The sequence below is a fragment of the Streptomyces dysideae genome (assembly GCF_001514305.1).
Classification (GTDB): Bacteria; Actinomycetota; Actinomycetes; order Streptomycetales; family Streptomycetaceae; genus Streptomyces; species Streptomyces dysideae.
Map to the genome: position 1 here is coordinate 240094 of NZ_KQ949080.1, position 23733 is coordinate 263826.

The 23733-nt window shown below is 69.9% G+C and carries 25 protein-coding genes and 1 pseudogene; 9 read left to right on the forward strand and 17 right to left on the reverse strand.

What is annotated here, in order from left to right:
* The first annotated feature begins 31 nt into the window (after window positions 1-31).
* Genes AQJ91_RS13005 through AQJ91_RS13015 form a run of 3 tightly spaced genes read left to right on the forward strand, consistent with a single transcriptional unit; the run spans window position 32 to window position 3845 of the window.
* Complete coding sequence (locus AQJ91_RS13005; protein WP_067020005.1) at window positions 32-1156, forward strand: tyrosine-type recombinase/integrase; 1125 nt, start codon at window positions 32-34, stop codon at window positions 1154-1156.
* Window positions 1153-1479 carry a helix-turn-helix domain-containing protein gene (locus AQJ91_RS13010; protein WP_067020011.1) on the forward strand — a complete coding sequence of 109 codons (327 nt, stop codon included), beginning with the start codon at window positions 1153-1155 and terminating at the stop codon, window positions 1477-1479. Before AQJ91_RS13005 ends, AQJ91_RS13010 begins: the two co-directional genes overlap by 4 nt.
* Window positions 1476-3845, forward strand: coding sequence for a hypothetical protein (locus tag AQJ91_RS13015; protein WP_079084863.1), 2370 nt, complete (start codon window positions 1476-1478; stop codon window positions 3843-3845). Before AQJ91_RS13010 ends, AQJ91_RS13015 begins: the two co-directional genes overlap by 4 nt.
* A 161-nt stretch (window positions 3846-4006) precedes the next feature.
* Here the strand turns inward: AQJ91_RS13015 and AQJ91_RS13020 are convergent, their stop codons facing one another.
* The gene (locus AQJ91_RS13020; RefSeq protein WP_067020014.1) at window positions 4007-4222 is read right to left on the reverse strand and encodes a heavy-metal-associated domain-containing protein; all 216 of its coding nucleotides are present in this window, start codon (window positions 4220-4222) and stop codon (window positions 4007-4009) included.
* On the reverse strand, window positions 4219-4638 hold the full coding sequence (locus AQJ91_RS13025) for a nuclear transport factor 2 family protein (protein WP_067020016.1): 420 nt from the start codon (window positions 4636-4638) through the stop codon (window positions 4219-4221). Before AQJ91_RS13025 ends, AQJ91_RS13020 begins: the two co-directional genes overlap by 4 nt.
* Window positions 4639-4726: 88 nt before the next feature.
* Between AQJ91_RS13025 and AQJ91_RS13030 the strand changes: the two genes are divergently transcribed.
* From AQJ91_RS13030 to AQJ91_RS13040, 3 genes are all read left to right on the forward strand, one after another.
* Window positions 4727-5341 (forward strand): TetR/AcrR family transcriptional regulator, encoded by a 615-nt coding sequence (locus AQJ91_RS13030; RefSeq protein WP_067020019.1) that lies wholly within the window; start codon window positions 4727-4729, stop codon window positions 5339-5341.
* Window positions 5342-5449: 108 nt separating this feature from the next.
* Complete coding sequence (locus tag AQJ91_RS55500; protein WP_159054545.1) at window positions 5450-6658, forward strand: hypothetical protein; 1209 nt, start codon at window positions 5450-5452, stop codon at window positions 6656-6658.
* On the forward strand, window positions 6655-7077 hold the full coding sequence (locus AQJ91_RS13040; RefSeq protein ID WP_067020022.1) for a hypothetical protein: 423 nt from the start codon (window positions 6655-6657) through the stop codon (window positions 7075-7077). The genes AQJ91_RS55500 and AQJ91_RS13040 overlap by 4 nt, the downstream gene beginning before the upstream one ends.
* 85 nt (window positions 7078-7162) lie before the next feature.
* Here the strand turns inward: AQJ91_RS13040 and AQJ91_RS58200 are convergent, their stop codons facing one another.
* The 9 genes and pseudogenes from AQJ91_RS58200 to AQJ91_RS55505 form a co-directional block, all read right to left on the reverse strand.
* Window positions 7163-7375 (reverse strand): hypothetical protein, encoded by a 213-nt coding sequence (locus tag AQJ91_RS58200; RefSeq protein WP_407696849.1) that lies wholly within the window; start codon window positions 7373-7375, stop codon window positions 7163-7165.
* A gap of 115 nt (window positions 7376-7490) precedes the next feature.
* A pseudogene (locus tag AQJ91_RS58205) lies at window positions 7491-7673 on the reverse strand (hypothetical protein); the annotation flags it as partial.
* Between the two features lies 1 nt (window position 7674).
* Window positions 7675-8271, reverse strand: a complete 597-nt coding sequence (locus AQJ91_RS13045; RefSeq protein WP_159054546.1) for a hypothetical protein — start codon at window positions 8269-8271, stop codon at window positions 7675-7677.
* A 43-nt stretch (window positions 8272-8314) separates the two neighbouring features.
* Window positions 8315-9484, reverse strand: a complete 1170-nt coding sequence (locus tag AQJ91_RS13050) for a DnaB-like helicase N-terminal domain-containing protein (protein WP_067020213.1) — start codon at window positions 9482-9484, stop codon at window positions 8315-8317.
* A complete protein-coding gene (locus AQJ91_RS13055) occupies window positions 9481-9720 on the reverse strand; it encodes a hypothetical protein (RefSeq protein ID WP_067020027.1) in 240 nt (79 codons plus the stop codon). The genes AQJ91_RS13050 and AQJ91_RS13055 overlap by 4 nt, the downstream gene beginning before the upstream one ends.
* Before the next feature lie 258 nt (window positions 9721-9978).
* Window positions 9979-10995 (reverse strand): hypothetical protein, encoded by a 1017-nt coding sequence (locus AQJ91_RS13060; RefSeq protein ID WP_067020030.1) that lies wholly within the window; start codon window positions 10993-10995, stop codon window positions 9979-9981.
* Complete coding sequence (locus AQJ91_RS13065; protein ID WP_067020033.1) at window positions 10992-12776, reverse strand: type IV secretory system conjugative DNA transfer family protein; 1785 nt, start codon at window positions 12774-12776, stop codon at window positions 10992-10994. Before AQJ91_RS13065 ends, AQJ91_RS13060 begins: the two co-directional genes overlap by 4 nt.
* 116 nt (window positions 12777-12892) lie before the next feature.
* Complete coding sequence (locus tag AQJ91_RS13070; RefSeq protein ID WP_067020036.1) at window positions 12893-13567, reverse strand: hypothetical protein; 675 nt, start codon at window positions 13565-13567, stop codon at window positions 12893-12895.
* A 70-nt stretch (window positions 13568-13637) separates the two neighbouring features.
* Entirely contained in the window at window positions 13638-14915 is a 1278-nt protein-coding gene (locus AQJ91_RS55505; RefSeq protein ID WP_234382178.1) for a hypothetical protein, read from the reverse strand.
* Window positions 14916-15475: 560 nt separating this feature from the next.
* On the opposite strand from AQJ91_RS55505, the gene AQJ91_RS13080 reads away from it, so the two are divergent.
* Window positions 15476-15949: a hypothetical protein gene (locus tag AQJ91_RS13080; protein WP_159054547.1), complete on the forward strand. Its 474-nt coding sequence runs from the start codon at window positions 15476-15478 to the stop codon at window positions 15947-15949.
* A 2-nt stretch (window positions 15950-15951) separates the two neighbouring features.
* Window positions 15952-16740: a hypothetical protein gene (locus AQJ91_RS13085; RefSeq protein WP_067020042.1), complete on the forward strand. Its 789-nt coding sequence runs from the start codon at window positions 15952-15954 to the stop codon at window positions 16738-16740.
* A gap of 155 nt (window positions 16741-16895) precedes the next feature.
* Here the strand turns inward: AQJ91_RS13085 and AQJ91_RS13090 are convergent, their stop codons facing one another.
* The 5 genes from AQJ91_RS13090 to AQJ91_RS13110 form a co-directional block, all read right to left on the reverse strand.
* Complete coding sequence (locus tag AQJ91_RS13090; RefSeq protein ID WP_159054548.1) at window positions 16896-17885, reverse strand: OmpH/Skp family outer membrane protein; 990 nt, start codon at window positions 17883-17885, stop codon at window positions 16896-16898.
* A gap of 336 nt (window positions 17886-18221) precedes the next feature.
* A complete protein-coding gene (locus AQJ91_RS58210) occupies window positions 18222-18482 on the reverse strand; it encodes a hypothetical protein (protein WP_407696847.1) in 261 nt (86 codons plus the stop codon).
* A gap of 262 nt (window positions 18483-18744) precedes the next feature.
* Window positions 18745-19518 carry a hypothetical protein gene (locus tag AQJ91_RS13100; RefSeq protein WP_067020048.1) on the reverse strand — a complete coding sequence of 258 codons (774 nt, stop codon included), beginning with the start codon at window positions 19516-19518 and terminating at the stop codon, window positions 18745-18747.
* A gap of 97 nt (window positions 19519-19615) precedes the next feature.
* Window positions 19616-20761, reverse strand: a complete 1146-nt coding sequence (locus AQJ91_RS54415) for a hypothetical protein (protein ID WP_079084866.1) — start codon at window positions 20759-20761, stop codon at window positions 19616-19618.
* A 142-nt stretch (window positions 20762-20903) separates the two neighbouring features.
* Window positions 20904-21602 carry a hypothetical protein gene (locus tag AQJ91_RS13110; RefSeq protein WP_234382181.1) on the reverse strand — a complete coding sequence of 233 codons (699 nt, stop codon included), beginning with the start codon at window positions 21600-21602 and terminating at the stop codon, window positions 20904-20906.
* A gap of 174 nt (window positions 21603-21776) precedes the next feature.
* Between AQJ91_RS13110 and AQJ91_RS53535 the strand changes: the two genes are divergently transcribed.
* Complete coding sequence (locus AQJ91_RS53535; RefSeq protein WP_159054549.1) at window positions 21777-22022, forward strand: hypothetical protein; 246 nt, start codon at window positions 21777-21779, stop codon at window positions 22020-22022.
* 125 nt (window positions 22023-22147) lie between these two features.
* Here AQJ91_RS53535 and AQJ91_RS13115 read toward each other — a convergent pair whose 3' ends face one another.
* Window positions 22148-23719: an ATP-binding protein gene (locus AQJ91_RS13115; protein WP_067020051.1), complete on the reverse strand. Its 1572-nt coding sequence runs from the start codon at window positions 23717-23719 to the stop codon at window positions 22148-22150.
* Window positions 23720-23733 lie beyond the last annotated feature (14 nt).

Consider the following 23733-nt stretch of genomic DNA (forward strand, 5'->3'; position numbering starts at 1 on the left):
CAATGTTGCACCTAACGCAACGGAGGTTGGAGTGGCGAAAGCGGCCGATTTGGCGGGTGCGGCACACCTGATGCTCGTGGACGGGATCTCCTACCTGGACCCCGAACCCGTCGTCTTCGAGGCGATGTTGGAGGGGTGGACCAAGCAGCAGCGGGCCCGCTTCCTGAATTGGGACGGGACCATCAAGCCGCGGCTGTCGCTGGTCCGTCGGTTCGCCGAGTTCTCCAACCAGTACCCGTGGCAATGGCAGTCGGCGGAGTTCGAGGCGTTCATCGACCACCTGCGGACGAAGACGCCGACGTTCACGGTGGCGAGCGGCCGCAACTACCAGAACCACCTGCGGCTGTTCTGCGAGTACATTACTGATCCGCGCTACGACTGGATGTCCGTCTGCCAGCAGCGATTCGGTCAGGTGCCGGTCCAGATCCTGCACGAATGGAACACCGTCAGCCACGTCAGCGAGTACGAGGGCGATCCGAGCCGCCGGCAGCTGACCTACGACGAGATCCAGGCCCTGTTCGACGCCGCCGACGGACGGGTGGAGGAGATCCGAAAGCGCGGCCGCAAGGGCGCGTTGACCGCGATGCGCGACTCCGCCCTGCTCAAGACCTACTACGCCTACGGCATGCGTCGCCGGGAGAACATCGGCCTCGACCTCGCCGACCTGCGGAGAAACCCGAAGGCCCCGCAGTACAAGCGCCACGGGGCGGTGTTCGTACGCTGGGGCAAGTCCTCCAAGGGCAGCCCACCCAAGCGCCGCACCATCTTCACCGTCCCCGAAATGGACTGGATCGTCGACACCCTCGACCACTACCTGACCGATGTCCGGCCCCGGTTCAACGTGGGCAAGCACCCCGCGATCTGGGTCACCGAACGCTCCGGGCGCCTGTCACGCCGGTCGGCGAACGAAGCCTTCGAAGCCGCCAAACAGGCCGCTGACCTGCCCGAAGAACTCGAATTGCACTGCCTGAGACATTCCTATATCACACATTTGACCGAATTTGATTACCCAGAAAAGTTCATCCAAGACCAGGCCGGTCACAGCTATGCCAGCACGACGGCGCTTTACACCGGTGTCTCGGCCGAGTATCGAAACCGGCTGGTGCACAAGAAGTTGGGCCAGCGATACCCCGGCATCTGGGAGGACCCGAAGTGATCAAGAAGATGGGCTACCGCTGGAACCTGCGCAAGCTCATGGCCGACCGGGAGATGTTCCAGACCACCGACCTGGTGCCGCTGCTGGCCGAACGGGGCGTCAATCTCTCGCGTGAGCAGGTCTTCCGCCTGGTCACGCAGCCGCCGCAGCGGATGTCGATGGACACTCTCGCGGCTCTGTGCGACATCCTCGACTGCCAGCCCAACGACCTCATCGAGGTCCAGGTCGTCAACGAAGAGGTACGCAAAACCGCCGACGGCGAGACGCCCGGTCCGCTTCCGGCCGTGCGCCGGACCTCGATCCGGCGCCCGGAGGGCCTGTGACCGCATCCTCGCCGACCGCCCCGTCGACCGTCGCCCGGCTCGCCGCGCAGGCCGCCCGCATGGAGGCCGCGACGGCCGCCGCCATCGGCCAGCTCATCTCGGCGCTGCCGTCGCTCGACGCCCAAGAGGCCGAGGCCGCGCTGGTGGCCGCGGTGCCGATCCCCGTACGCGGGGCGGCGCGCTTCCTGGAGGAACTGGCTGGACACCTTGCCGCCCGCCCTGACGCGTTGACGTCGGGCAGTTCGCTCTGCCCGCCGGTTCTGCTGCGGCTCGCTGAAGTCCTGCACGACGCCGGACACCCCGTGGTCCGTCCCGGCTGTGCTCACTGCGGAAAGATCCGGGCTGACCTGCGACAGCTCCGCCCTGAAGGGCGGGTCTGCGGTTCATGCGACGCTCGAAGCCGCCGTCGCGAAACCTGCGCACGCTGCCACCGTGACGGCCAGCGCGTCGCCGCCCGGCGCCACGACGGGCCGATCTGCAACCGCTGTTACCGCACCGACCCCGCCACCTTCAAAGAGTGCGCCGACTGCGGCCAGCTCCGGCACCCGGTGGTGCGACGGGACGACGGGCGAGGACTGTGCATCAACTGTTGGAAACGCCCGACGCATACCTGCGTGATCTGCGGCAAGACCGCGGTCGCCGCCCGTATCGACGCCGACGGCGCGGTCTGCCATCTCTGCTACAACCGGCATCGTCGGCCACGACGCCTCTGCGGCCGGTGCGGGCAGCTCAAGCGCATCGCCTGCAACGCACGGGACGGGCAGCCGGACCTCTGCGACGGCTGCTACCAGGGCCCCGAGGCTGCCTGCTCGATCTGCAGCCGTGTCCGTCCCTGCGTCAGCCGTGACGAAGAGGGCCAGCCGATCTGCGCCACCTGCTACAAGCGGCACCGCACCGGCGAGACGTGCGCCCGCTGCGGTCGGACCAGGCCGAGCACCACCCGGTGGCCCATCGGGCCGGTCTGCCAGGTCTGCTACACCGCCGTGCTCCGGTCGCCGACCGAGTGCCCTCGCTGCGGCATCGTCCAGCCGCTGATCGCGCGGGACGACGACGGCGCCGAGGTCTGTGGACCGTGTGTCGGCTTCGCCGCCGACTACACCTGCAAGCAGTGTGGTCGGGTCGGCAACCCCCACACCCGCGGCCGATGCGCTCACTGCGTCCTCGCCGAGCGGGTCAACACCCTGCTGGCCGGGCCTGACGGCACGGTCGTCCCACAACTGGAGCCGCTCGCAGTCGCGTTGGCGGACGCTCCCTCACCGTTCCCCGCCATCCAGTGGATCAAGGAGAGCCCGAACACCAAGCTCCTCGCTCAACTGGCGGCCGAAGGTCGTGAGCTCACCCACGAGCTGCTGGACGAGCTCCCGCCCGACCGGAACCAGCGCTACATCCGCCAACTCCTCGTCCACACCGGCATCTTGGACGACCGGAACGAGGACATCGAACGCATCCCCGGCTGGCTGGAGCACGAGCTCGCGGACAAGCCGCCCGCGCACGCCAACCTCGCCCGCCCGTTCCTGCACTGGTTCCTGCTTCGGCGAGCACGCCAGCGGGCCGCCACTCGCCGCCATCCCGCCTCCGCCGACCGTGACCTGCGGCGCCGAGTGAGGGTCGCCCTGGACTTTCTGGCCTGGATGGACCAACGCGACTTGGGTCTCGCCGACCTCGCCCAAGAGCACATCGACGACTGGATCACTGGAGCCACCAGCCAACGTCGTTACCTGGTCCGATACTTCCTGAAATGGACCACAAGCCGTCGGCTCACACGTGAACTGACCGTCCCCTCCATCCCGAGGCAGGAGCCCCAGAACTTCCTCGACGAAGACGATCGATGGCCGCTCCTCCAGCGCTGCCTAATCGACGATGCCCTACCTGCGGACGTCCGGGCCGCCGGCGCGATCACTCTGCTGTTCGGCCCGTCCACCGAACGCCTTTGCCATCTGACGCCCGAGCACCTCAAGCTCGGTGACAAGCACGCCCACCTGGTCCTGGGCCGCCACTCGGTACTACTGCCTCCACGACTCGCTGAACTCCTGCGGCGCCTCGCCGAGCAGCCCCAGCTACGGCCGCAGCTCTCACGAGCCCACCCGGGCCCTCGATGGCTCTTCCCGGGCATGGTCCCGGGCAAGCCGATCTCGACGCACGGCATGACCCAGAAACTCAACCGGCACGGCATCCCGGTTCGCACCGCCCGCAACTCGGCGCTGGCCGCCCTCGCTGCTGATCTCCCCAGCCCGATCCTCGCCGACGTGACCGGGATGCACCGCCACACCGCACTCCGCTGGGTTACCTACGCCAAACGTGACTGGGCCGAGTACCTCGCTGCACGAGCCGAAGACGACGCCGAGAAGCGAGAAGGAAGGGAATGACGGAGCGCCGCCGGCCACCGTCAGTACGTGTTTTTGAACCCTGGTGCGGTGATCAGCATCTGGGCTCATGCTCTTGTAGAGGAGTTGCAGTGACTGCGTGCTGTGGGTGGATGCCGCGCAGGCATCCGAGTTGCGGGGACAGCCACGCCGCCGATGCGGATCTATGTGTCCTCGGTCATGAGCTCGTAGCCTGCTTCCTCGACCGCGGCGCGTACGTCCGCGGTTTCCAAATCCCTGTCGCCGGTCACCACAACCGTGCCGCTGTCGACGTCCACTGTTACGGCGGCAACGCCGACGATGCGCTCGAGCTCCTCGGTGACCGACTCCGCGCAGTGCCCGCAGGCCATGCCCGTGACGGTGTACGTGCTCTCGGTCACGACGCCGCCTCTTGCCGCTCGCCGCTGCCGTCCACGGGAACAGTGCGGGTTGTCATGTGTGCCTGACACATACGCCCTTCGGGGGTGAACTGGCCGAAGAAGTAGACCTCGGTGGCGAGGTCTTTGCCGCGCTGCGAGGAGTGCAGGGTGTAACGGGCGGCGAGCCGGCCCTCGTCGGCGATGGCCTCGTGCACCTCCATGCGGATGGTGGGCCGGTTCTTGCGGACCGGGCGAGTGTGCGCGATGAGCTTGTCGCGGTCCATCCGGTGTCCGTCGGCGATCTCGACGATGTCCGGGGTGTGATAGCGGTCGACGATCAGCGCCGCATCCTCGTCCGTCTGCAGCAAGTCCTCGGTGAAGCAGGTGAAGAAGTCGGCGATGAACTGCTTGGGGTCGGTGTTGCCGAGTGGGCGCATGTCACTCCCGTCGGTCGGATGCTCACACACGATCTTTTACACTCTGTAAGATTATGCAGGCTTCGATAAGTTTGGCAACATGTAAGAGATGACGTCTTCCCCCTCCCGAAACCGCCGTGCTGACGCCCGCCGCAGCAGGGCCGCCATCCTTGATGCCGCAACCCGGGTCCTCAACGCCGAACCCGACGCCAGCCTGGAGACGATCGCCAGCGCCGCGGGCGTGACCCGCCCGACCGTCTACGCCCACTTCCCTTCACGGGAGCACCTGCTGCTGGCCGTGGTCGAGCGGATCACTGAGGAGGCCGTCGCGGCCATGGATGCCGCCGACCTCGGCACCGGCCCCGCCGCGGACGCCCTGATGCGCGTGCTCGATGCCGGCGCACAGGTAACCGGGCGCTACCCCGTACTGCTGCAGGTGATCAGCGCGCACCCCGTCAGCTCGCAGGCCGACCACGACCGGCACACGCCCGTCGCCGACCGGATCAGACGGGTGATCCAACGCGGCCGGCAGACCGGAGAGTTCGACGACCGGCTCCCCGTCGACTGGCTGGTCGCGGCGACCATTAGGCTCGGCCATGCCGCGAGCGAGGAGCAGGACGCCGGCCGCCTGTCCGCCCCGGCCGCACAGGACGCCCTCCGCGTCAGCCTTCTCCGCATGCTCGGTGCCACCGCACAAGCAGATTTCTCACCTCGGCTTCGGTGAGCGCATCGGGCTTCCCCATCTCATGATTCCGGGTCGACCATGCGAGCGGCCTCGTCCGCAGCGCGGCGCGGGCCGCGGACGGTGATGGGCGCGAAGGAGCACTTGGCCGTGCTGGTCGAAGCCGGACCAGAGACGAGCACGGTGGCGCGGGCGCGGCGCACGGAGGCCGCTCAAGCCTCAGGAATAGTGCACAGTTGGAATAACCCCCTCCCGCCAGTAGTGCTCGGCATGCGGGCGGGCTGCTGCCCCGACCCCGAGCCCGGACCGGACGGCTCTCGCGCACGTCACCTGATCCGCACCCGGGCCGGCGACACCGACGATGGACACGACGGGGCCGAACCGCACCTGATCCGCAGCCGGCACTACAAGAACGCCACCGACGAGGACGGCAACCACCTGTCCGCCGGCGTCGAACGCGACGTCCCCTGGGTCGCCATCGCACCCGTGGTCCATGCAATCCGCATCCTGGAACGGATCGTCCCCGACGGCCACCTTCTGTTCGACCTCAACGACCACCAGTTCCAGTCCAAGCACCGCAAGACCGGCTCCCTGAAGGCACCGGCGATGCGCATCCGGATCGAGGACTTCGTGGCCTGGGCCAACACCGAGGCACTCGCGCAGGGGCTGCCCGACGAGGTCGTCCCGCCCGACCCCCACGGCAAGATCGGCACCGCCCGGTTCCGCAGATCCCTGGCCTGGCACATCGCTCGCCGCCCCGGCGGCCTGGTCGCCCTCGCCATCCAGTACGGCCACATACGCACTGCCCTGGCCACCGAGGTCTCCGAGGGATACGCCTCCCGCAGCCGAGGCGGCATCCACCGCATCATCGACATCGAGACCGCACTGGCCGTCGCGGAAACAGCCGCCGACCTGCGTGAGCACTTCGAAGCCGGCGGCGGTCTCTCCGGTCCCGCCGCCCGACGCGCACTCACCCAGGCCGCGAGCACCCCGCGGTTCGAAGGACGCGAGGTCAAAGCCGACTTCGCCCGCAAGTTCCTCGCCCGCGACGGCGCCGTCCTCTACGACAACCCCCACGCACTCCTGCTCTGCCTCTACAAGCGCGACCGAGCTCTGTGCGCCAAGGGCGAGGCCAGGGAGGCGCCCACCCTGGACCAGTGCGTCGCCGGCTGCGGCAACATCGTCCGCACCGACCACCACGCCGCCCAGCTCCGCGAGCACGCCGACATCCTCGACAAGAAGGCCGCCCACACACCCCAGCCCGTCGGCGACCGCCTACGCGCGAACGCGACCCGGCTTCGCTCCTACGCCGACAACCACGACCGCACCCGCATCACCCGCCAGGAGACCTCGGCATGAGCCCCGCCCCCGACGAACGCGACCGCATCCGCGCCGCGATGGACCGCATCCTCGCCGACACCCCGCACAACTCCGACGGAGCCCTCACCATCGTCGCTCTCGCCCACGAAGCCGGCGTTCCCAGAAACGCCCTGACCCAGCGGCACCCCGACCTGAGGAACGAATTCTACGAACACGTCCGGCAGCGCGGCGCCGCCCCGGACGTCGAAATCCGGCTCCGCAAGACCATCGTGGACCTGAAAAAGACCATCGCCAACAAAAACAAGGAACTCGACCAGCTGCGGGGCGACGTCCCGAACCTCATCCGAGTCATCAACCAACTCACCCTGGAAAACCAGCAACTGCGCGAGGCTCTCGCTCATCCCAGTCCGAACGTCATCCCGCTCCACACCCGCCGGCCGATCCAACCCAGCGAGTGACACCAGAGCTTCCGCACTGCATGACCGTGGTCCGCGCAGGGCCCGGCCGACCGTTGCATCAGACTGATCCCAGGCCCTCAGAATCTCAACACGCCGACTTGACAGGGAAGGCCAGGGAGCCGAGTACGGCACCAAGTGCCCGCACAGGAGGCTGGGTTGGGTCGTCTCCCAGACACCACGGGCAGAATTCCACGTCGCCAGGGGAACCGGCCGGCGAGGTGAGGAGACCTCGGACATTCTCGATCACCACCAAGCAGGGGCGGAGGGCTTCGACCGCACGGGCGACGTGCAGCCACAGCCCCGAGCGGGTGTGGGGGTTGAGTCCGGCTCGGCGACCGGCGACGGAGACGTCTTTGACAGGGAAAACCGGCCGTCAGGACGCACACCCGAGGCACATCGGCCCAGTTGACGGCGGTGATGTCCCCCAGATTGGGCACGCCGGGCCAGTGCCGGGCCAGGATGCGCGCGGCGTCAGGGTTGATCTCGGCGTGCCAGGCCACGGTGCCGCCGAGCGCGGCCTGGACCCCGAGGTCCAGACCGCCGTAACCCGAGCAGAGCGAGCCGATCAACGGCATTCGCGCGGTGGCGGTTTCCATGTCACCGGCCACGTGCGATTCGGTCCGAGGGGGCCGCCACCGCCGTGGCGACGTTGGGCGGCGGCGAACCCGGAGAACGCGCGGTGGTCGCGGACCGGCTGCGGGCAGCCTGGAACCGCGCGGACGGGGGAGAGACCGTTGCCGATGCGGCATGTAGGGAGTTGGCTCCGTCGAGCAGTGCCGCGCCGGCGGTGGCGAGCGCTTCCTCCATCACCCGTACTGCTGCCTCCCGGGCATCCCTGGCGTCGGGCTGGTCGCGCAGACTCTCGGTCTGGTTCAGGAAGGCGAGCTGATGGGCCACTGCTCCCAGGGCGGAAGCCGCTTCGCCGGCGGGCTCGACGGCGGCGGCGAAGTTGGTGATCACACGAGCGGTGTGGGGCGCCTGCTCCTGGTCGGCGGCACGGAAGAGGACCTCGTCGCCCAGATCGCTGACCAGCTTTCCGAGCTCGGAGATCTGGCGTGCGACGGCGACGACATCGGGTGAGCGGTGGGGGTCTCCCGGCACCGGCAGCTTGCCGCGCTGGGCGTCGAAGGCGGAGGCCGTGGCGCGCAGAGCCAGGGCGTCGGAGAGTGGGGTGTTGTCCACGGGGCGTTCCAAGGTGGGGACGGTCGGATGGGCTGGGTTGGTGGGTGAGGACGGCTTAGCCGTGGGTGCGCGAGGGCGGTCGTGCGGCTGATGATGTGGAGGCAGAGCCTGGGCATTCCGAGGGCCGTGCGGCCGGTCGCGCCGTGCTGCGGGCGAGGGCGGCGTGGACCTGCGCCGTCGGGGGCCCCTCGCTCGGCGGCGCGGGGGGCGGCGCCGGAGCGGGGTGGCCGTTCGCGGTCTGCCAGCGGGCGCGCACTTCGTCGAGCGGCCCGAGCGCGTGCAGGGCGTGGCTGATGAGCCGTCCGGGGGCCAGGGTCTCGTTCTCAGCCAGGGCGCGGATGGCGCGGGCGGAGGCGGCGGCAGTACGGGCGACGGAGGAGCGCATGATCTGCTCGCCGAGCCACTCGGCGCTGCCGGCGCCGACGCCGTTGCAGATGGCGGTGAGCTGTTCGGTGGTCAGCGTGCCGTCGGCGAGCAGACCGCGCCGCTGGGCTTCCCACAGCACGGTGATCCGGTCGATGGGTTCGCCACGGTGGTGCAGCGCTCCCAGGCAGCGATAGAGCTGGCCGTGGGCGGGGTCGGCGAAGTCGCCGGGGCGCAGCCAGCCGACGACTTCGTCCATCGCCTTCGGCCGCTCGACCAGAACCGCCAGCAGGAACTGCTCGTCCTCGGCGACATGGTCCGCTCGTACCGGCGGCGGCGCGACGGGAGCTGTGGGGGGCTGTGTCGCCAGGGCGACCGGGCGCGGTTCGGACCCCCAACGGCGCGCGAGGTCTTCGAGCACCCCGGCCAGGACGTCCGCATGGTGCAGCGCTCCTTCCACCTCACCCTGGAGGGCGGCGGCGCGGGCTGCCTGGTGGAGGCGGATCGCGTGCGCGGTCACGCTGCGGTGGATCGCTCCCTCCAGCACCATCCGGCCGTACACCGGGGCGTGCTCGGGTCGCGGGCAGGCCGAGATCAGGATGTGGGGATACACCTCGGTCAGCCCCCGGACATGGTTGCTGGCCTCGGCGACGGCGTCCGTCACCCAGGACAGCGGCACGCGTTCTCCGGTCGCCACGGCGGGATGGTTCTCGGTCCGGAGCTTGCGCAAGGCGGCGAACAGCGCCTGGTGGATGGGCCGGTAGAAGTGATCGGGCGCGAGCCAGTCCAGGTGCGCGAGCTGGCCGGGATCGAGCAGCACCGAGCCGAGCACCGCCTGCTCGGCACTCAGCAGCGGGTTCATCGTCGCCACCCGGGGGTCGGCGGGTCGTTCTGCTGCGAGCGGAGATCGGCGACGGCCTGGTCGGCGGCGGTCATCGCGTCGGCGAAGCGGTCCAGCTCGCCGGTGAACGTCGGATCGGTGGCGAGGATCCATTCGGAACCGGTGACCAGCCACCACTGGCCACCGCGTCGGACGACCGGTGACCAGGCGAGGCGTTCGGAACACGTCGGAGGAGGGGACGGAGTGCGCGAGGACATGAGGGGACTCCTGAGCAGGTAGAGGGGAGGGGCAGGCCGTGAGGTCGACGTCGGCCTGGACGGGGGTGCCGGAGCGGCAGGACCAGGGCAGGCAGCCGTCCGGATCGCCGTTCTCCGGTTCGGCGTCCGCGAGCGCGTCGAAGATGTCGCCCTGACGTCCGGACCACTCGTGGGCGGTGACCCGGTCGATCGGTGCCTGGTCCAGAGGCCGGCGACTGCAGTGCGGATACGCCTGGCCGAGCAGCGGCGTGCCCTCCGTCAGCGGCGACGGCCGCGGTCGAGGGCCGTCTGCGCGGACGCCGGGAGGGACGACGTGGTGGGCGGTGGGGTGTGCGGTGTGGGGCGGTGGGGAGTCGTGGTGCGTGTGGTGGCGGCTCGGACTCGTGGGGAGGCGTCGTCGGTGTGCCGGAGGGCGTTGGCGGTGTCGGTGAAGCGGCGCCAGGCGTAGTCGGAGCGGTCCGCGGTCCAGGCCGGGGCCCGGGCGACGAGGGCTTCGGCGAGGGCGGCGACGTCGTTCTCGGGTGCGGTGCCGCGTGCGAGGAGGGGGCCGGCGGGGGACCACAGGTCGATGCGCCATTCGTCGCCGAGCCGGACGGCGGTGACGAAGCCGTCGTCGGGTGCCGGCTGGTAGGTCCACATGTGGGCGTGGACTGTCCAGCCGGGTCCGGCGAAGGCGGGTGGGGCGGGCTCGGGCAGCGGTTCGGGTGTGCCGACCTCGAACAGGTCGAGCAGCGGTCCGTCGTTGAGAGCCGCGTCCATGAGCCGCAGTGCGTCGTCCGTGGAGACGTCCCGGCGTCCCTTGAGCGCGGCGAGGACGGTGCGCAGAGTGCTGAGGTGTTCCCGGGCGTCGCCGGGGTCGAGCCGGTCCTCGGCGGGCCCGTCCTGGCGTAGCCAGTGCCGCACCGACGCCGCCTGGGACCGCAGCGATTCGATTTCCCTGGCGGAGAGCCGTTCCGGCAGGTGTTCGACGCGGTGGACCAACTGCCAGTAGGGCTTGAGGTGTTCGTTGACGACGTGGCGGGCGATGCGGTCGATCTGGGGGCGGAAGCCGGCCACGGCCCCGGCGCGGACCTGGTCGTCGTGGTGGCGTAGATCGGTGAGCAGGCGCATGTAGGCGTCGTGGGTGTCGATCCGGTCGCGGACGACGGACTCGTAGGCCCGGTTGAGGAGTTCCAGATCCGACAGTTCCTGCGCTCCGGACTCGGGGTGGTGGGCTGCTTCGCGCCGGAGGGCGGCGACGCGTTCGGCGGCGGGGACGTCCCAGACCCCGCTCATGCCGCACGCCCGAAGCCGGAGTTGTTCGCCTTCGCGAGTGCGCGGTCGGTGATGGTGGCCGTGGCGGCGGCGGAGGCAGGTGCGATGGTCTTCGCTGACGGCTCCTTGTACCAGGGCTTGAGGTCGAGCAGCGCGATGCGCAGGCCGGTGGCCAGGAGGAGCGCCTTGCCCTTGGGCAGCGCACGGATCGCGTCGGGGGCGAGGATCCGCTCGGTGCGCATGGACACGGACGTCGACTTGCCGCTGTCGGAGCGGGAGACGGAGACGGTCCGTACCTCGTGCTCCCCGATCGCGCGGCTCAGCTTGTCGGCGAAGTCGATGTCGTCGATCCCGGAGCCGACGATCTTGACCGTGGCGGCGCTCCACAGTGCGTCCATGCCGGCCTCGCCCCAGCACCGCTGGCCCTGCCGGTAGGACTGCAGGATCGTCATCGGGATCACGCCCCGTGAGCCCAGGTGGCTGTACAGGTCGGGGAGATCGGAGATCTTGCACACGTTGGCGGCCTCGTCGAGGACGCACAGGGCGGGCGGGTCGAGCCGCCCGCCGGAGCGCTCGGCGACGACCACGGCCGCGCGCATCACCGCGTCGGCCGCCGCCGCGATGATCGCCGATGCCGAGCCGCCGCCGTCCTTGCTGAGCAGGTACAGCGTGTCGCGGGAGGTGGCGAACGCGGAGGGCTTGAACTCGGGAAGGTGCTTGTCGGGTGTGACCCAGGCGGCGATCTCCGGGTCGAGCAGGCAACTCGCGTACTGCCGCGCGGTCTCATAGATGCCGTCCCGCGTTTCCGTGGCCCCGCTGACGGTGCCCTGGAGCTGGGCGGCGACCGCCTCGTGGCCGGCGTCGGTGAGCAGGTCCACCGGAGTGCGGTCAGCGGGGGAGGCAAGCCAGGCCAGGACATCGGTGATCGGGCGCCGATGGCTCGCGGCGCCCAGGAAGAGCGCGCCCAGCGTGTTGCTCGCGGCGGTTGACCAGAAGTCGGCACCGCTGGACTCGTCGACGCTGGCGGCGACGAAGTGCCCGGCCAAACGTTTCGCCCCGGCCAGGTCGCGGGCGTCGGCCAGGACGTCCCACCACATCTCGCGCGGGTGGTGGGCGATCTGCTGCGGGTCGAGCGTCCAGATCGTGCCGACCTCGGCGCGGGCGTCCACCGTCGCGGTGAAGGCGTCGTTCGCCGCCTTGTTCGAGGTCAGCAGTACCGGGCCGGGAGCGGCGAGGATCGCGGGGATCGCCAGCCCGGACGTCTTGCCGGAGCGCGGGGCCATGATCGCGACGATCACGTCCTCCCAGGAGGCGCGGACCTCGGCCCGGCCCGGGGAGTGCGTGCCGACGAGGATCCCGCGGTCCGCGGGAGCGACCTCCTTCGGTTTGAGGCCGGACAGGCTCGGCCGCAGGCTCTTCGCCTTGGCGGCGATCTCCCTGTTCATCAGAGGGGCGAGATCCCGCCTACGGGCGAGGCCGTTCTTCGCACCGCCGCGCAGCCGCAGCCACACAACCAGGCCAGTGACGGTGAGGCAGACGGAGAGCAGCCCGGGAACGAGCCGCGCGCCGACCAGCAGAGCGGTGGGACTCAGGTGCGGCCACAGCACGTCGGGGTGCAACAGCGCGTTGGTGGCCTCGAACGGCGCCCAGGGGCCGGTGCCGACAAGAGCGTTGGTGAGGTTGCCGGTCAGCCAGGCGAGGGAACCGAAGGCGATGCCGACGCCGAGGACGCCGAACAGGAGGTAGAGGAGCGCGTCGGAACCGGTGGTGGTCGAGGGCGCGCTGGTACGCGATGCGGGCATGGCGGGTCCAAGGAGGGAGAGCGGACAAGGCGAGGCGGGGCGCGCGGCGCTCTTCTGGTGGTCATAGGGGCAGCTCCTGTCGGGGCAAGGGACGGCGGTTGGGGGTCAAGCCGAGGTCATCGGGTGCGTGGCGACCGGGGCGGTAGGCCGCTGGTGGGTGGTTCGGATGCCGCACCGGCGGAGGGCACGGTCCGTTGAGTGCCAGCGTGCGGGGAGGAGGCGCGGGCGGCTCGGCGTCGGTCCGCTTCCGGGTTCCGGGAGGCGGGCGGCTCGTTGTCCGCGACCGCGTCGTTGCCGACGACATCGCTGAGCGGCTCCCTGGTCCGCAGTGCAGGCACCTCGTCGCGGTACTTCGGGTCGCTGAGTTGCACAGGGCACGCGGCGATCATGTCCCCGGCGACCGCCAGCTCCTCCTGGACGTCCCGCAGCATGCGGGTGGCGGCGGCCAGCCGTGTCCACGTCTCGAAGGCCGGGTTGTGGTGCGGGTTCTCGAAGGTCAGACGGGCTCGGGTCCAGTCGGCCGCTGCGGCCATGAGTTCGGTCAGCTGGGGGAGTGCCCCGAACGCTCCGTTGACCTCCTCGATGATTCCGGCGACCTCATGGGGAGTCGCTGTCTCCGTGAGCCGGGCGATCATCCCCGGGACGGAGTACGGGTCGGCCGACGGGTGGGGCAGGTGTCGGACCTGCGGGGGCGTGTCGGAGCCGGGCGCCTTGCCGCCGTAGGCAAGCCGGATGTTGTGCTGCATCGCGGCGCCTACGGCCTCGCCGATGCTCGGGTGGAACTCGGGCACTATTCCTCCTTGGGTGGGGTGTCGGGTCGGTGCCGGGTGGGTTGGACAGATCTTTCGGACCTTGGCCGGTCTAACGGGTCCGAGGGCTTGTGACCTGCGGCGCACCTACGGCTGTACCGACCTCCGGAGACGGAGTTCCGAGCGCCGAAGACGCCTTGGCCCTGTCCGCCGCGGGTGATGTGGCGAGAGCCACGTTTCGTGCGTCGGGCGGGGCTGGGGACTGCGTCTGCGCCCCGGCGTGGTCCTGCCGCGAGTCGTTGACGCGGTGCAGTTCGCGTCCCGCTCCGACGAGTTCTGATTGCGCCGCGCTAACGAACTCCGCGGCGAAGCCGAACCGGTCGGCGAGCGCGTACGCCTCGTCGTCGAGGTCGGTGATCTGTTCGCCTGCCGTCTCCAGAGCTTCCCGAAGGCGTTCCAGGACGCCGTGCTCGGGATGAAGGAGGTGATCGACCGCCTGGGCAAGGCCGGCACCGTTCTCGGCGGCCCTGATCTGGTCGGTCAGCCGCAGGACTTCGGCTCCGGCGGTGTAGAGCCCGAGAGGGTTGGCCGGGCTGGTCAACCGGCTCGTGTCGAGGTCCGGGTCCAGATCGACGCTGTACCGGGCGGCGCGGAGCATCTCGGCTGCGTGGGAGGCGATGGCGACGCGTTCAGCCTGCGGGGTGGTGGTCGCCAGGCGGTGACGGCGGCCGTACCAGTCCTCGATCTGCTGGAAACCGGCGTGCTTGAGGAGCGTGGCGGACAGGTCGTCGCTGGCGCCCTTCGCCGAGACACTGCCGCTGGGCTCTGCGCTGATGGTGATGTAGGGGGCAGGCACGGGGGTCTCCTGGGCACGGGGTGTCGGGCGCGGGGCTGCAGGCAGGTGGCCGAGTTCGGTGGCGATGCGGTGGCACTCGGTCTGGAGACGGAAGGCGTCGCGGTAGGTGTTGTGGAGGCTGCCGTCCTCGCGGGCGAGGGTGGCCACGACGTGCACTTGCCGTGCCTGGTTGCGCACGGCGATCCACCGGCAGGCGTCCGGATCGCCCTCCGGGGCGATGCCGGTGGCCGCCACCACCCGGCGGGCCACCCAGGCCCACTGCGAGTCGGTCAGGTCGGGGTGCCGGGGATCGGAGCGGACCGAGCAGACCCACACTGGCCGCTCGGGAGCTCGGGCCCCGAGGCGCTCGACGGGTGCGTCGAGGGCGTGGGCCAGGTACGCCAGCGCGTCGGTCTGGGTGAGCATCTCGATCGGGGCGCCGTGGCCGTCCCCCGCGATCAGGCGGGGGTTGGTGTGGTTGCCGCGCTCGCCTGGCCCGTACAGGTACTCAAGGAGGCCGACGGTATGGCTGGCACGCTGCAGGTGGGCGATCACGGCGTCTACCTCGAAGGGGAGTGGTGAACGGGAGCCCGGGTGGTCGGGCCGTCGGGGAGAGAGGATCCGCGGAATCCGCGATTTGGCCTGGCCGGAGATGGGTGGTAGACGGCTGCGGTCACCCCGGTGGACCTCCCCCCGAGTGGTGGACACTTGACCGCAGGCCCCGGCTCATCGAGTCCGTAGTCGCAGGCAAAGTGCGCCAGACGGAGCGGGCGAAGTGGGCGTCGTTGTGCGGGCGGGCCAAGCAGCCGTCCTGGCGGAGGAGGGGGCCCCGACCGGATGGACGCCGCCATCCACGGACTGACCGAACTCGCCGACTCCGAACGGCTCGCCATCGTGGCCGGACCCCATAAAGGCCAACGTCCCCGGCAACCTCGGGGACCGTGCGTGCAGGAGGTGAAGCAGCGCCGTCTCTGGGAATGCTGAGCCCCGGTACGACCCTCGCGCCCGAAGTGCGAAAGGGGTCGGCTGCGGGTACGGCGGAACGCACTGGCGAAAGCCTCGGTGTGCATGGCGCAGCGCGCGTAGTCTGTGCGCACATCGTGAAGGGGGGCGCGTTGTCGAGACAGTCTTCGCCACTGCTGACGCAGCAGTCGGTCGGCCTGCTGCTTTCGAAGACCTCGAAGGCGACGACCGTCGGGGCGATCGCTTGGAAGTCTCAGCGGTCTGTGACTGTGGGACTGCTCCAGGTTCGGACGGTTCTCCCGGAGCTGGAGCAGGGGATCATCCGGATCCATATCCGCTGGCCAGCGCCTTCGCAACCGCGCTACCAGTACCTCATCGGGGGAGCTTCAGTGCGCCGTCTGTGCGTCAACGATCCGCATCCCCCGTATGACGGAACCCACAAGCACATGATCAACCCGCTGGGCAGCGAGGAAGACGCCTACCAGCCCACCGACATTCCCGCGGTGCCACTTGCGCCGCGAGTCGCTCCTGGGACCTACCGTGCCATCCTGGAAGCGTTCGCGGGCGAGTGCGAAGTGAGCCTCGGGGAAGACTTCGTCTGGACTGAGCCGGGAAGGAGGGCGTGACAATGGACCGGAACAGTGTCGTTGCGGCGCTCCTGAGCTTCATCAATGACCGGATCGTGACCCACAAATACGGTGACGGCCTCCTTGCGGACCTGCCCATCACCTACAGCGATGGCGACAGCGTCCGCCTCCTCCTAGAGCCCCTGGGCGCAGGTGTCCGGGTATCCGACCAGGCCTCCGCATACGAACGGCTGCTCCTCGCGGACGTAAACACGGATACCGGCCGGGTCGCCGAGGCCATCGCCACCACGATCCGGGTGGCTGGTCTCGCCAACATCGGCAGTGAGGACGATGAGATCGCGACCTTCGGCCCGCTTGAAGACTTGGGCACGATGATGCTCGCCGTCGCACAGGCCAGCATCCGGGTTGAGCAGCTTCGCTGGCTCGCCGTTCGCCGCGCTCCTGTGCGTTTCGCGGACAGGGTTGTCGAGCGTGTGCAGTCGGTTGCAAAGCGTGACTGGAAGGTTGAGCGGAACGCGTCCCTGCGGTTGCGCTCCGGTCGGGAGCGGGCCGTGACCGTCGCCGTCGAGACACCAACCGCGGCCGCGTATGTGCAGGCCCTCAGCGCCAAGGACAAGGACCAGGCAGCCGAGCACTGCTATTACCTGTTCAGCTGGGCTGATGTACCGCAGCAGAGCCGGGTCGCTGCTCTGGACGGCCAGCGGTCTGAGTGGCCGAGCGAGCTCCTGAGCGAGCTTGGCAGTGTCGCCGATGTCGAGTTCTTCGAGAACCAGGGTGCCGTGGAGTCCGCGATCCAAAGGGCTCTCCGGGAAACTGCAACCGCGCACTGATATACGGGCCCAAAGGACCCGTTGCCTTTGGCCCACGTGACAGAAGGGACGCCCCAGCCACCTGCACGAAGCAGAGGGCGGGCCGTCTCAGGCGGCGTAGGGGGCGACGAGGAGGGTCTCGTGCTGCATACCTCTATGGTGCGGCTACGCGCGGGTTAATTCGTACTGGCGTTGCGCAGATGTGCGCCGAGGTAGCCGATGACGACCATGCCAGACTTGTCGGTGTCGTCGAAGAAATGCATGCGGGGTGCAGGAGGCTTGCCCGAGCCGATCCGTATGTGCGCGGCCATCACGACGCGTCTTGCAGGATCGACCTCCTTGGGCACGCGGAATGTCCGCTCCGCCAGCAGCCGCTTGTTATTGCTGACGTGTTGCGATTCGGAGAGGGCCACATCGCCCACCGCCAGCAGAGCACCGCTGGTTGCATCACGGCAGTAGGCCTGCAGGTTCATCAGCGATGGCCCGGCCACGCCGTGAAGGGCAACGGCCGCCTGCTTGGCTCCGGCGTAGGCCTGGATCGTGGCAAGGGCGTCGGCAAGGCGGGCCCGCCATGGATGTGCCGAGACATGGTGTTCCAGGGCTGCGGCCTCATCCGGGTCGCAGGTCATGCGCAGTAGCGTGCACACCTGTTCGGCTTGCTCGAGGATGCCGTGGATGGTGGAGGCGGTCAGGAGTGCCCGTACCCCGACCGGGCCGTCGGGTTGGCCTTCTTGAGAACGCACGATGGTGCGTGCTCGGGCGGCGTCCCGCGCGCGGAGAGCCGCGTCGCGCTGCTGTTCTGCTTCGCTCAACAGTTGGAGCGCCGTGTCGCGCTCCTTGATCGCGGCCGCGAGTTCCGCTCGTAGCGCCTCGATATCGGGCGGTGCCTGCAGTTCTTGGAACATTTGAGTGAGTTCCTGTTGCTTTGCGGTGATCTCTTGGGCGAAACGCTGCTGCGTTGCCCGTTCTGCCCGGAGTTTCGCCTCGGCCTCATTCGCCCGAGCTCGCTCCATCTCGGCCCGCTGCTCTGCTCGTTCGGCTACCTCCAGGGCCTCTCTGACCATCCTCTGGGACTTGAGAGCGAGGCGGTCCAGTTCCTGCTTCGCGTGCTCGAACTGGCCTTTGCCAACACCCCTGCCGAACGGGCTCCCCGTGGAACTCATCATGCCGACCCACTCATGAGTGAGGCGCCTCGGCACTTTGTGCAGGCCTCCGCCTTGCCCCGCTGTCGGGCTTCGGACAGCGGGACTTCCTCGACGGGGTGCGCCGTCCAACTGTGGACGTCCGCGGTCTTCTGTCCCCCAGTGATGCCTGGACAGTCAGGGCGAGCGTGGTGGTAGTCCCCGCCCCCTGTGATGTAGACGATTGTCATGGGCCCCTCCCGGTCAGCGGACTTATCATCCACCCATCTGCGGTCACTTGCGGTCGGCGTCTTGGATTCGTATCCATGCCTTCTGGCAGGGAGAGAGATCCGGTGCCCCGCCGAAGCGAGGCACCGGGCGTCAGAAGTGGGGGTTTTCGGTGGGCCGGTCGGCGCCGGTGGCCGCTTCGAGCAGCTCGGTCAGGTCGCCGGGCTCGGAGGAGCGTTGATCAATCCACCAGCCGGCGCGGGTGATCGTGCGAGCCGCCTCCTCGATCTCCTCCCACTCCGCCTCACTGGTCTCGCCTTCGAGGACCAGAGCGGTGTACGCGGCAGCCAGGACCTGGTGGCGGCAGCGCACGCCCCAGGCGACGGCGCGCTCGCGGCCTTCGAGGGGCGGCATTCGGTACTGTTCCGACCAGGCTTCGGACGCGGCCTGCTCTTCGGTGCGCTTGGCCTCCAGCCAGGCGGCCTTTTCCTGCTCGTGGCCATCCTTCGCGGCCCGCCAGCAATCGGTGCACTCCTGCTTGGAGAGCCACTCGGCGAACCCCGCGCGACGGTCGGCCGCCCGGTCGGACAGGTCTCGCTCAGCCTGGTGCCCACAGGAATGGGTGATCTGCCAAGAGTTTTCACGGCCATGGGAACTGCTCCTTACGGGAGTTGGGTCAGCGGTTGCGGGAGAACGCGATGCGCGGGTCCACCGGGCGGGCCGCCGGGCCGGAGGCGGCGGGCGCGGCCACCGGCGCCTTACCCGGCAGTCCGGCGCGGGCGGGACTGGCGGCGAGCGCGGCGGCGCTCATGGGGAGCTTCTGAGTGGTGAAGCCCTGATCGCGCTGGTGGCGCGCTGCCGTCGTGGGCGCGGGTGAGTGGCGCGCGGCTATGTCCTGGGCGAGGAGGGGCTGCACGGCTACCTGGAGGTCGGCCTGGTGCATCGCCAGCGTGGCAGTGGCGACCTTGTCGAGCGCCTCGCTGCGGTGCGTGGTGATGGGCAGCATGTAGATGTCCAGGCCCGGGTTGTGCCGCCAGCCGTGCTCTTCCAGGATGAGCGGGCTGCCGAGAGCGGAGGAACCGTCGGCGGTGGCGGCGACCACACCGAGCTGCGGATGTTCGGCGAACGCGACGTCCGGCTCGACGCGCGGGGGCCGGTCGAGGGCGGGCGCTGGTCCGGAGGTCAGCGAGGGGTCGAACGCGGCGTCCACGTCGACCCGGTAGCCGGCCTTGCGTAGTAGCGCGACGGCCCGGGTGGTGCGGCCCTGCCCGTCACGCTGCTGGTCGGCCAGCGCGTACAGGTTGGGGCGGTCGGGGACGGGGTGGAAGTCGAATCCCTTCAACATCCAGGTGCTTGCCGCCAGTTGCTTGGGGTTGGCGGCGACGATGCCGAAGTCGGGGTGGCGGCCGACCGCGATGTCGGGAAGCGGGTCGTGCTCGGGGGTGGGCATGGCGGATCCATCCGATGGGCGCAGGGGGTGCGGGGCGGTCGAGGGCGGGGACGGTTCTGCTGGTGCGGGACATGGCGGGCTCCAAACTGGGCGGCGGTCAGCGACCGGGCGCGGACGAGGGTCGGGCGGGAGGCAGGGTGGGAGGTGCGGCTGAAGCTGACGGCGGCGCGGCTGGGGTCGTGCGCTGTGCGGTCGGCGAGACCGCGAGAGCGGCGGTGACCCGGGACGCCGCCGGTTCCTCCGGGGCGACTTGGCCCACCCGGGCCTGGAGCCTGCCGGGGTGGTCGGTGTGCCGGTCGGCCAGTTCGCCGCGCATGGACCGAATGTCCAACGCGTAGGAGTCGAGCTTCTGGGCGATGTAACGCAGCCGGTTCGCGTAGTGGGGATCGGCGGGTTCGCCTAGGTCCTCCCACCAGTCGGCCGTCGTGTTGAGGGACTCCACGACGCGCTGGAGAACGCCGTCACCGGGAGCGGTCAGCTCGCTCAGCGCGGCGACGACTTCGCCCGTGTGCGACGCCGATTGGATGGAATGGGTCAGGTGGCCGAGCCGGTCGCCAAGGCTGAGCCCTTGATGGGCAGGGGGCGGCAGGCTGGGGTCGAGCAGGCCGGGATCGCACGAGACGTCGAAGCCCTCGGCCTGCAGCATGTCGACGGCCCGGGTCACCATCTGTCGCTGCTCGACCGGGTCGGTCATGGCGGAGGGCAGCCGGTGGAAGCGCTCGCGGAACAGCACGACGGGGACGAAGCCCGCACGGTGGAGCACCGCGTCGGCACCGCTCTCCTGGGCAGGTCGCCGCGGTTCCGGCCGGGGCGGCAGGCCGAGCTGGTCCAGGCGAGTGTCGATGGCGGCGAGCAGGCGAGGGATGCTGCCGCCGTGTCGGGCGTGGGGACCGTCGGGCTCCGAGTCGTAGATCACTTCGTGGAGCGTGGAGTCGTCGGGATGCCCGCGCGTCACCAACCAGCTCCCCGGATACCCGGGTGGGTGGTCGGTGGGCGGTTCCTGTGGCGGAGAGATGATCAAGGCGCTGCCGTCGGGAAGTTCGGCATGGACGATGTGGTCGCTGAGGCCGTACTCGACGGTGCAGGACAGTCCGCGTTGCCGAAGCGGCGTGGTCAGGTGGCTGTACGGGTGGTCATGCTCCGACGTGCCAGCGGCGGCTTCCTCGATGAAGGGTTCGCTGGTGCGCGCCGTAATGCGTGTGCCCTCCCGCTGGAGGGTGACCAGGGTCTGATCGGGGCGCATGTGGGCTTCTCCGTGGCAGCCGTCCCCAGCGGTCGACGGCGGCGGGAAGCCGCAGCCGGGCGGGGACTGCAGGGGTGGTGGCGTTCGTCGAGGATCCGGCGATCGGGCGGTTTGGCCTCGCCGGAAGTCGGTGCTAGAGGCTTCAGCGCGAGCGGCGCACGGCAGGGGGCTCTGACGCTGCCGAAGTGGGCGGCGAAGCGGCAGAGGCACCGTGCCGGCCGGTAGCGGATCGGGCCAGGGCCGCCTGGACACGCCCGGTGTGCGCGGACCGGTCATCGCCGATCCGGTCGGCCAGGTGATCGGCAGCCCGGGCCAACGCCGCTCCGCTGTAGCTGAGTTCGTCGGCGTAGTGCCAGCCTTCGGAGTTGCGGATCTCGCGGGCTCGTTCCTCGTAGAGCTCCCGCGACCCAGGCATCGACCCCTCCATGAGCGCGATGACCTGATCCCACTCGCGGCGGATCTCGCCCGCTCGCTCCAGTACGGAGTCGATCCCCCGCAGGCGCAGCAGGTCGGCGCTGATCGGGCCGTCAAGGTAGTCGGCCGGTTGCGCGGCGGCCCGGACACCGGAGAGGACTTCGGGGCCGTGGGCCAGGAAGGTCTCGACGTGCTCCCAGGCGGCGGCGTCCCGGGCCACCATGCCGTCGGCGTAGCCGGTCTCGTCGACGGGCCAGCCGTCCTCGTCGCAGTACGAGTCGGAGACCGCGTCCCACTTGTCCGAAGCCTGCCTGATGCCGTCAGCGGCGGAGGCCAGGGCTTGGACACGCGCCCGCCATGTCGCCCGTTCGTCGGCATCTTGCGGCTGGCAGTCAGGGGTGGCGGAGGAGTCGGGAGAGGTAGGCATGGTCGTTACTCGTTCTTGTACGGGTCCCTCACCGCGAACGCGGCAGCGAGCGCGTGACGGAAGGTGGGACCGTGCCGGAGCGTCGTTCCGCTGGCCGGGGGAGGTTCCCCGGGCCGACGCCGCTGGCGAGAGACGGGCTGCTGCTGCCGCTTGGTGCGCCCGGGAGCGGATCTCGTGGTCGACGTTCTCCGCGACGAGATGCAGCTCCTCGCCGAGATCGGTCAACCGGGAGGCGATGGCGTCCAACTCGGACGCGCTGCTTCGGGCACCGTGGACGCGACACCACTCGGAGGCGGTCTCGAGCATCTGGTGCAGGCGGGCCACCGCGCCGAAGTCCTCCGTGACGGCCCCGCGGAACAGGTCGGTGAACTCCTCGGTCCGGGCTGCGGCGAGGCGGTCGCTCCCGTCAGTTGCCGGTGAGACGCCGCCCGGACTCGTGGCCGGGCTGGCCGTCAGGTGGCGCTGGAGCGGGGCGGCGTCCCCGATCGCACCGAACCGGAGACCAGGGACGAGCCCGGACCGGGAACCCGAGACCTCACGGGGGCTCACTGCCGCGCCTCCCTGATCAGTCCAGGAACTGAGGCCGCGTCAGTTGCGGTGAACTCGCGGGGGTCTGCATGCATCCGGGCGTCCGTGTCGAACAGTTCGCGCTCGGCCGGATGCAGGATGTGCTGGGTGATGAAGCTCCGGCCTGCGACTTTCCACAGGCCCCGGCCCTTGGTCAGGGCGGACACGGCCTGGGTTTCGATACCGGTCAGGCCGAGCAGCGACGCGGCTGCGGCGAGCTGGTCGGGCTCCTGGCGGTAGATGATGCGGGTGGAGCAGTCGGCAAGGAGGCCCTCGGCCAGCACCCGGCCGCGTGAGCCGGCATCGCCCGCGCTCAGGAGATCGCTGAGGCGGTGGATGACCATCAGGTTGGCGATGCCGAGCCCTCGGCTGAGCTTCCACTGGCTCTGCATGCGCTCCAGCAGGCCGACGTGCCTCATCACGCGCCACGCCTCGTCGTAGATCACCCAGCGTCGGCCGCCGTCCGGGTCGGCGAGCGCGGACTCCATCCAGGCGCTCGCGCAGGTCATCGCGAGGACCAGCGCGGTGTCGTCGCCCGAGCCGCCCAGGCGGGAGAGGTCGATGGACAGCATCGGGGTGGTTGGGTCGAAGGCCACGGTCGAGGGCGCGTCGAACATGCCGCTCAAGTCGCCGTGGACCAGACGGCGCAGGGCATGTGCGAGGTCCTGCGCTGCGGCCCCCATACGCCCGGCCTGGTCGCCGAGAGCCCGGTCAAGGTGCTCGGGTGAGCCGAGGGTGTGCGCGATCTCGCCGAGCAGGGGCACAGTGCCGCCTGCCTCGGCTTCGGTGACGACCAGGTCCAGCGCGAGATCGAGAGCCGTGTGTTCCATCGGCTGGAGATCGCGCTTGAGCACGGTGCGCGCGAGGCCGGCCAGGAGCAGGAGACGGCGCTTGCGGACCTCGGTCGACCAGTCGTCCTCGCTCACCGAGGCGGGCCGGGCCGGGGCATCCAGGGGGTTCAGCCTGCCCGGGAGCCCCGGCCCCAGCGCGATGCTGTAGCCGCCGAGAGCCTGCGCGACGGCCGTCCACTCGCCCTTGGGGTCGCAGGGCACGTAGACCCGGTAACCGTGGGCGATCGCCCGGGTGGCGATGGACTTGGCCAGCGCGGACTTGCCCATGCCGATGATCCCGGCCAGGACTGCGTTGGGGTTGGTGAAGCCCTCGATCCGGCCGCTGCTGTAGAGCGAGAACGGGTCGTAGCAGAACGCGGCCTCCGCGTGGACGTCGCGGCCGATGAAGATGCCCTCGGCGCCCAGTCCGCCCTCGGCGAGGAAGGGATAGGCCCCGGACACGGTGGCGGTGGTCATCCGGTGGGCGGGCAGGCGGAGCTTGCCGCCGCGTGCCGAGGAGGAGCCGGGGCGTCCGGACGGCGGATAGGCCGGCCGCAGCTCCGGGTCGAGGGCCTCCTCGTCGCGGCGCTTGGGCGGGGCTCCGGCGAGGCGGGCCTGGCGCCGGGCCTCGGCGAAACCGGCGCGGGCGGCGCGCTGCTCGGCGCGCGATGCCTTGCGGGGGACGAACAGGGGGGAGGCGCTGGCGCGGGTGCGGGGCATGAACGATTCTCCAG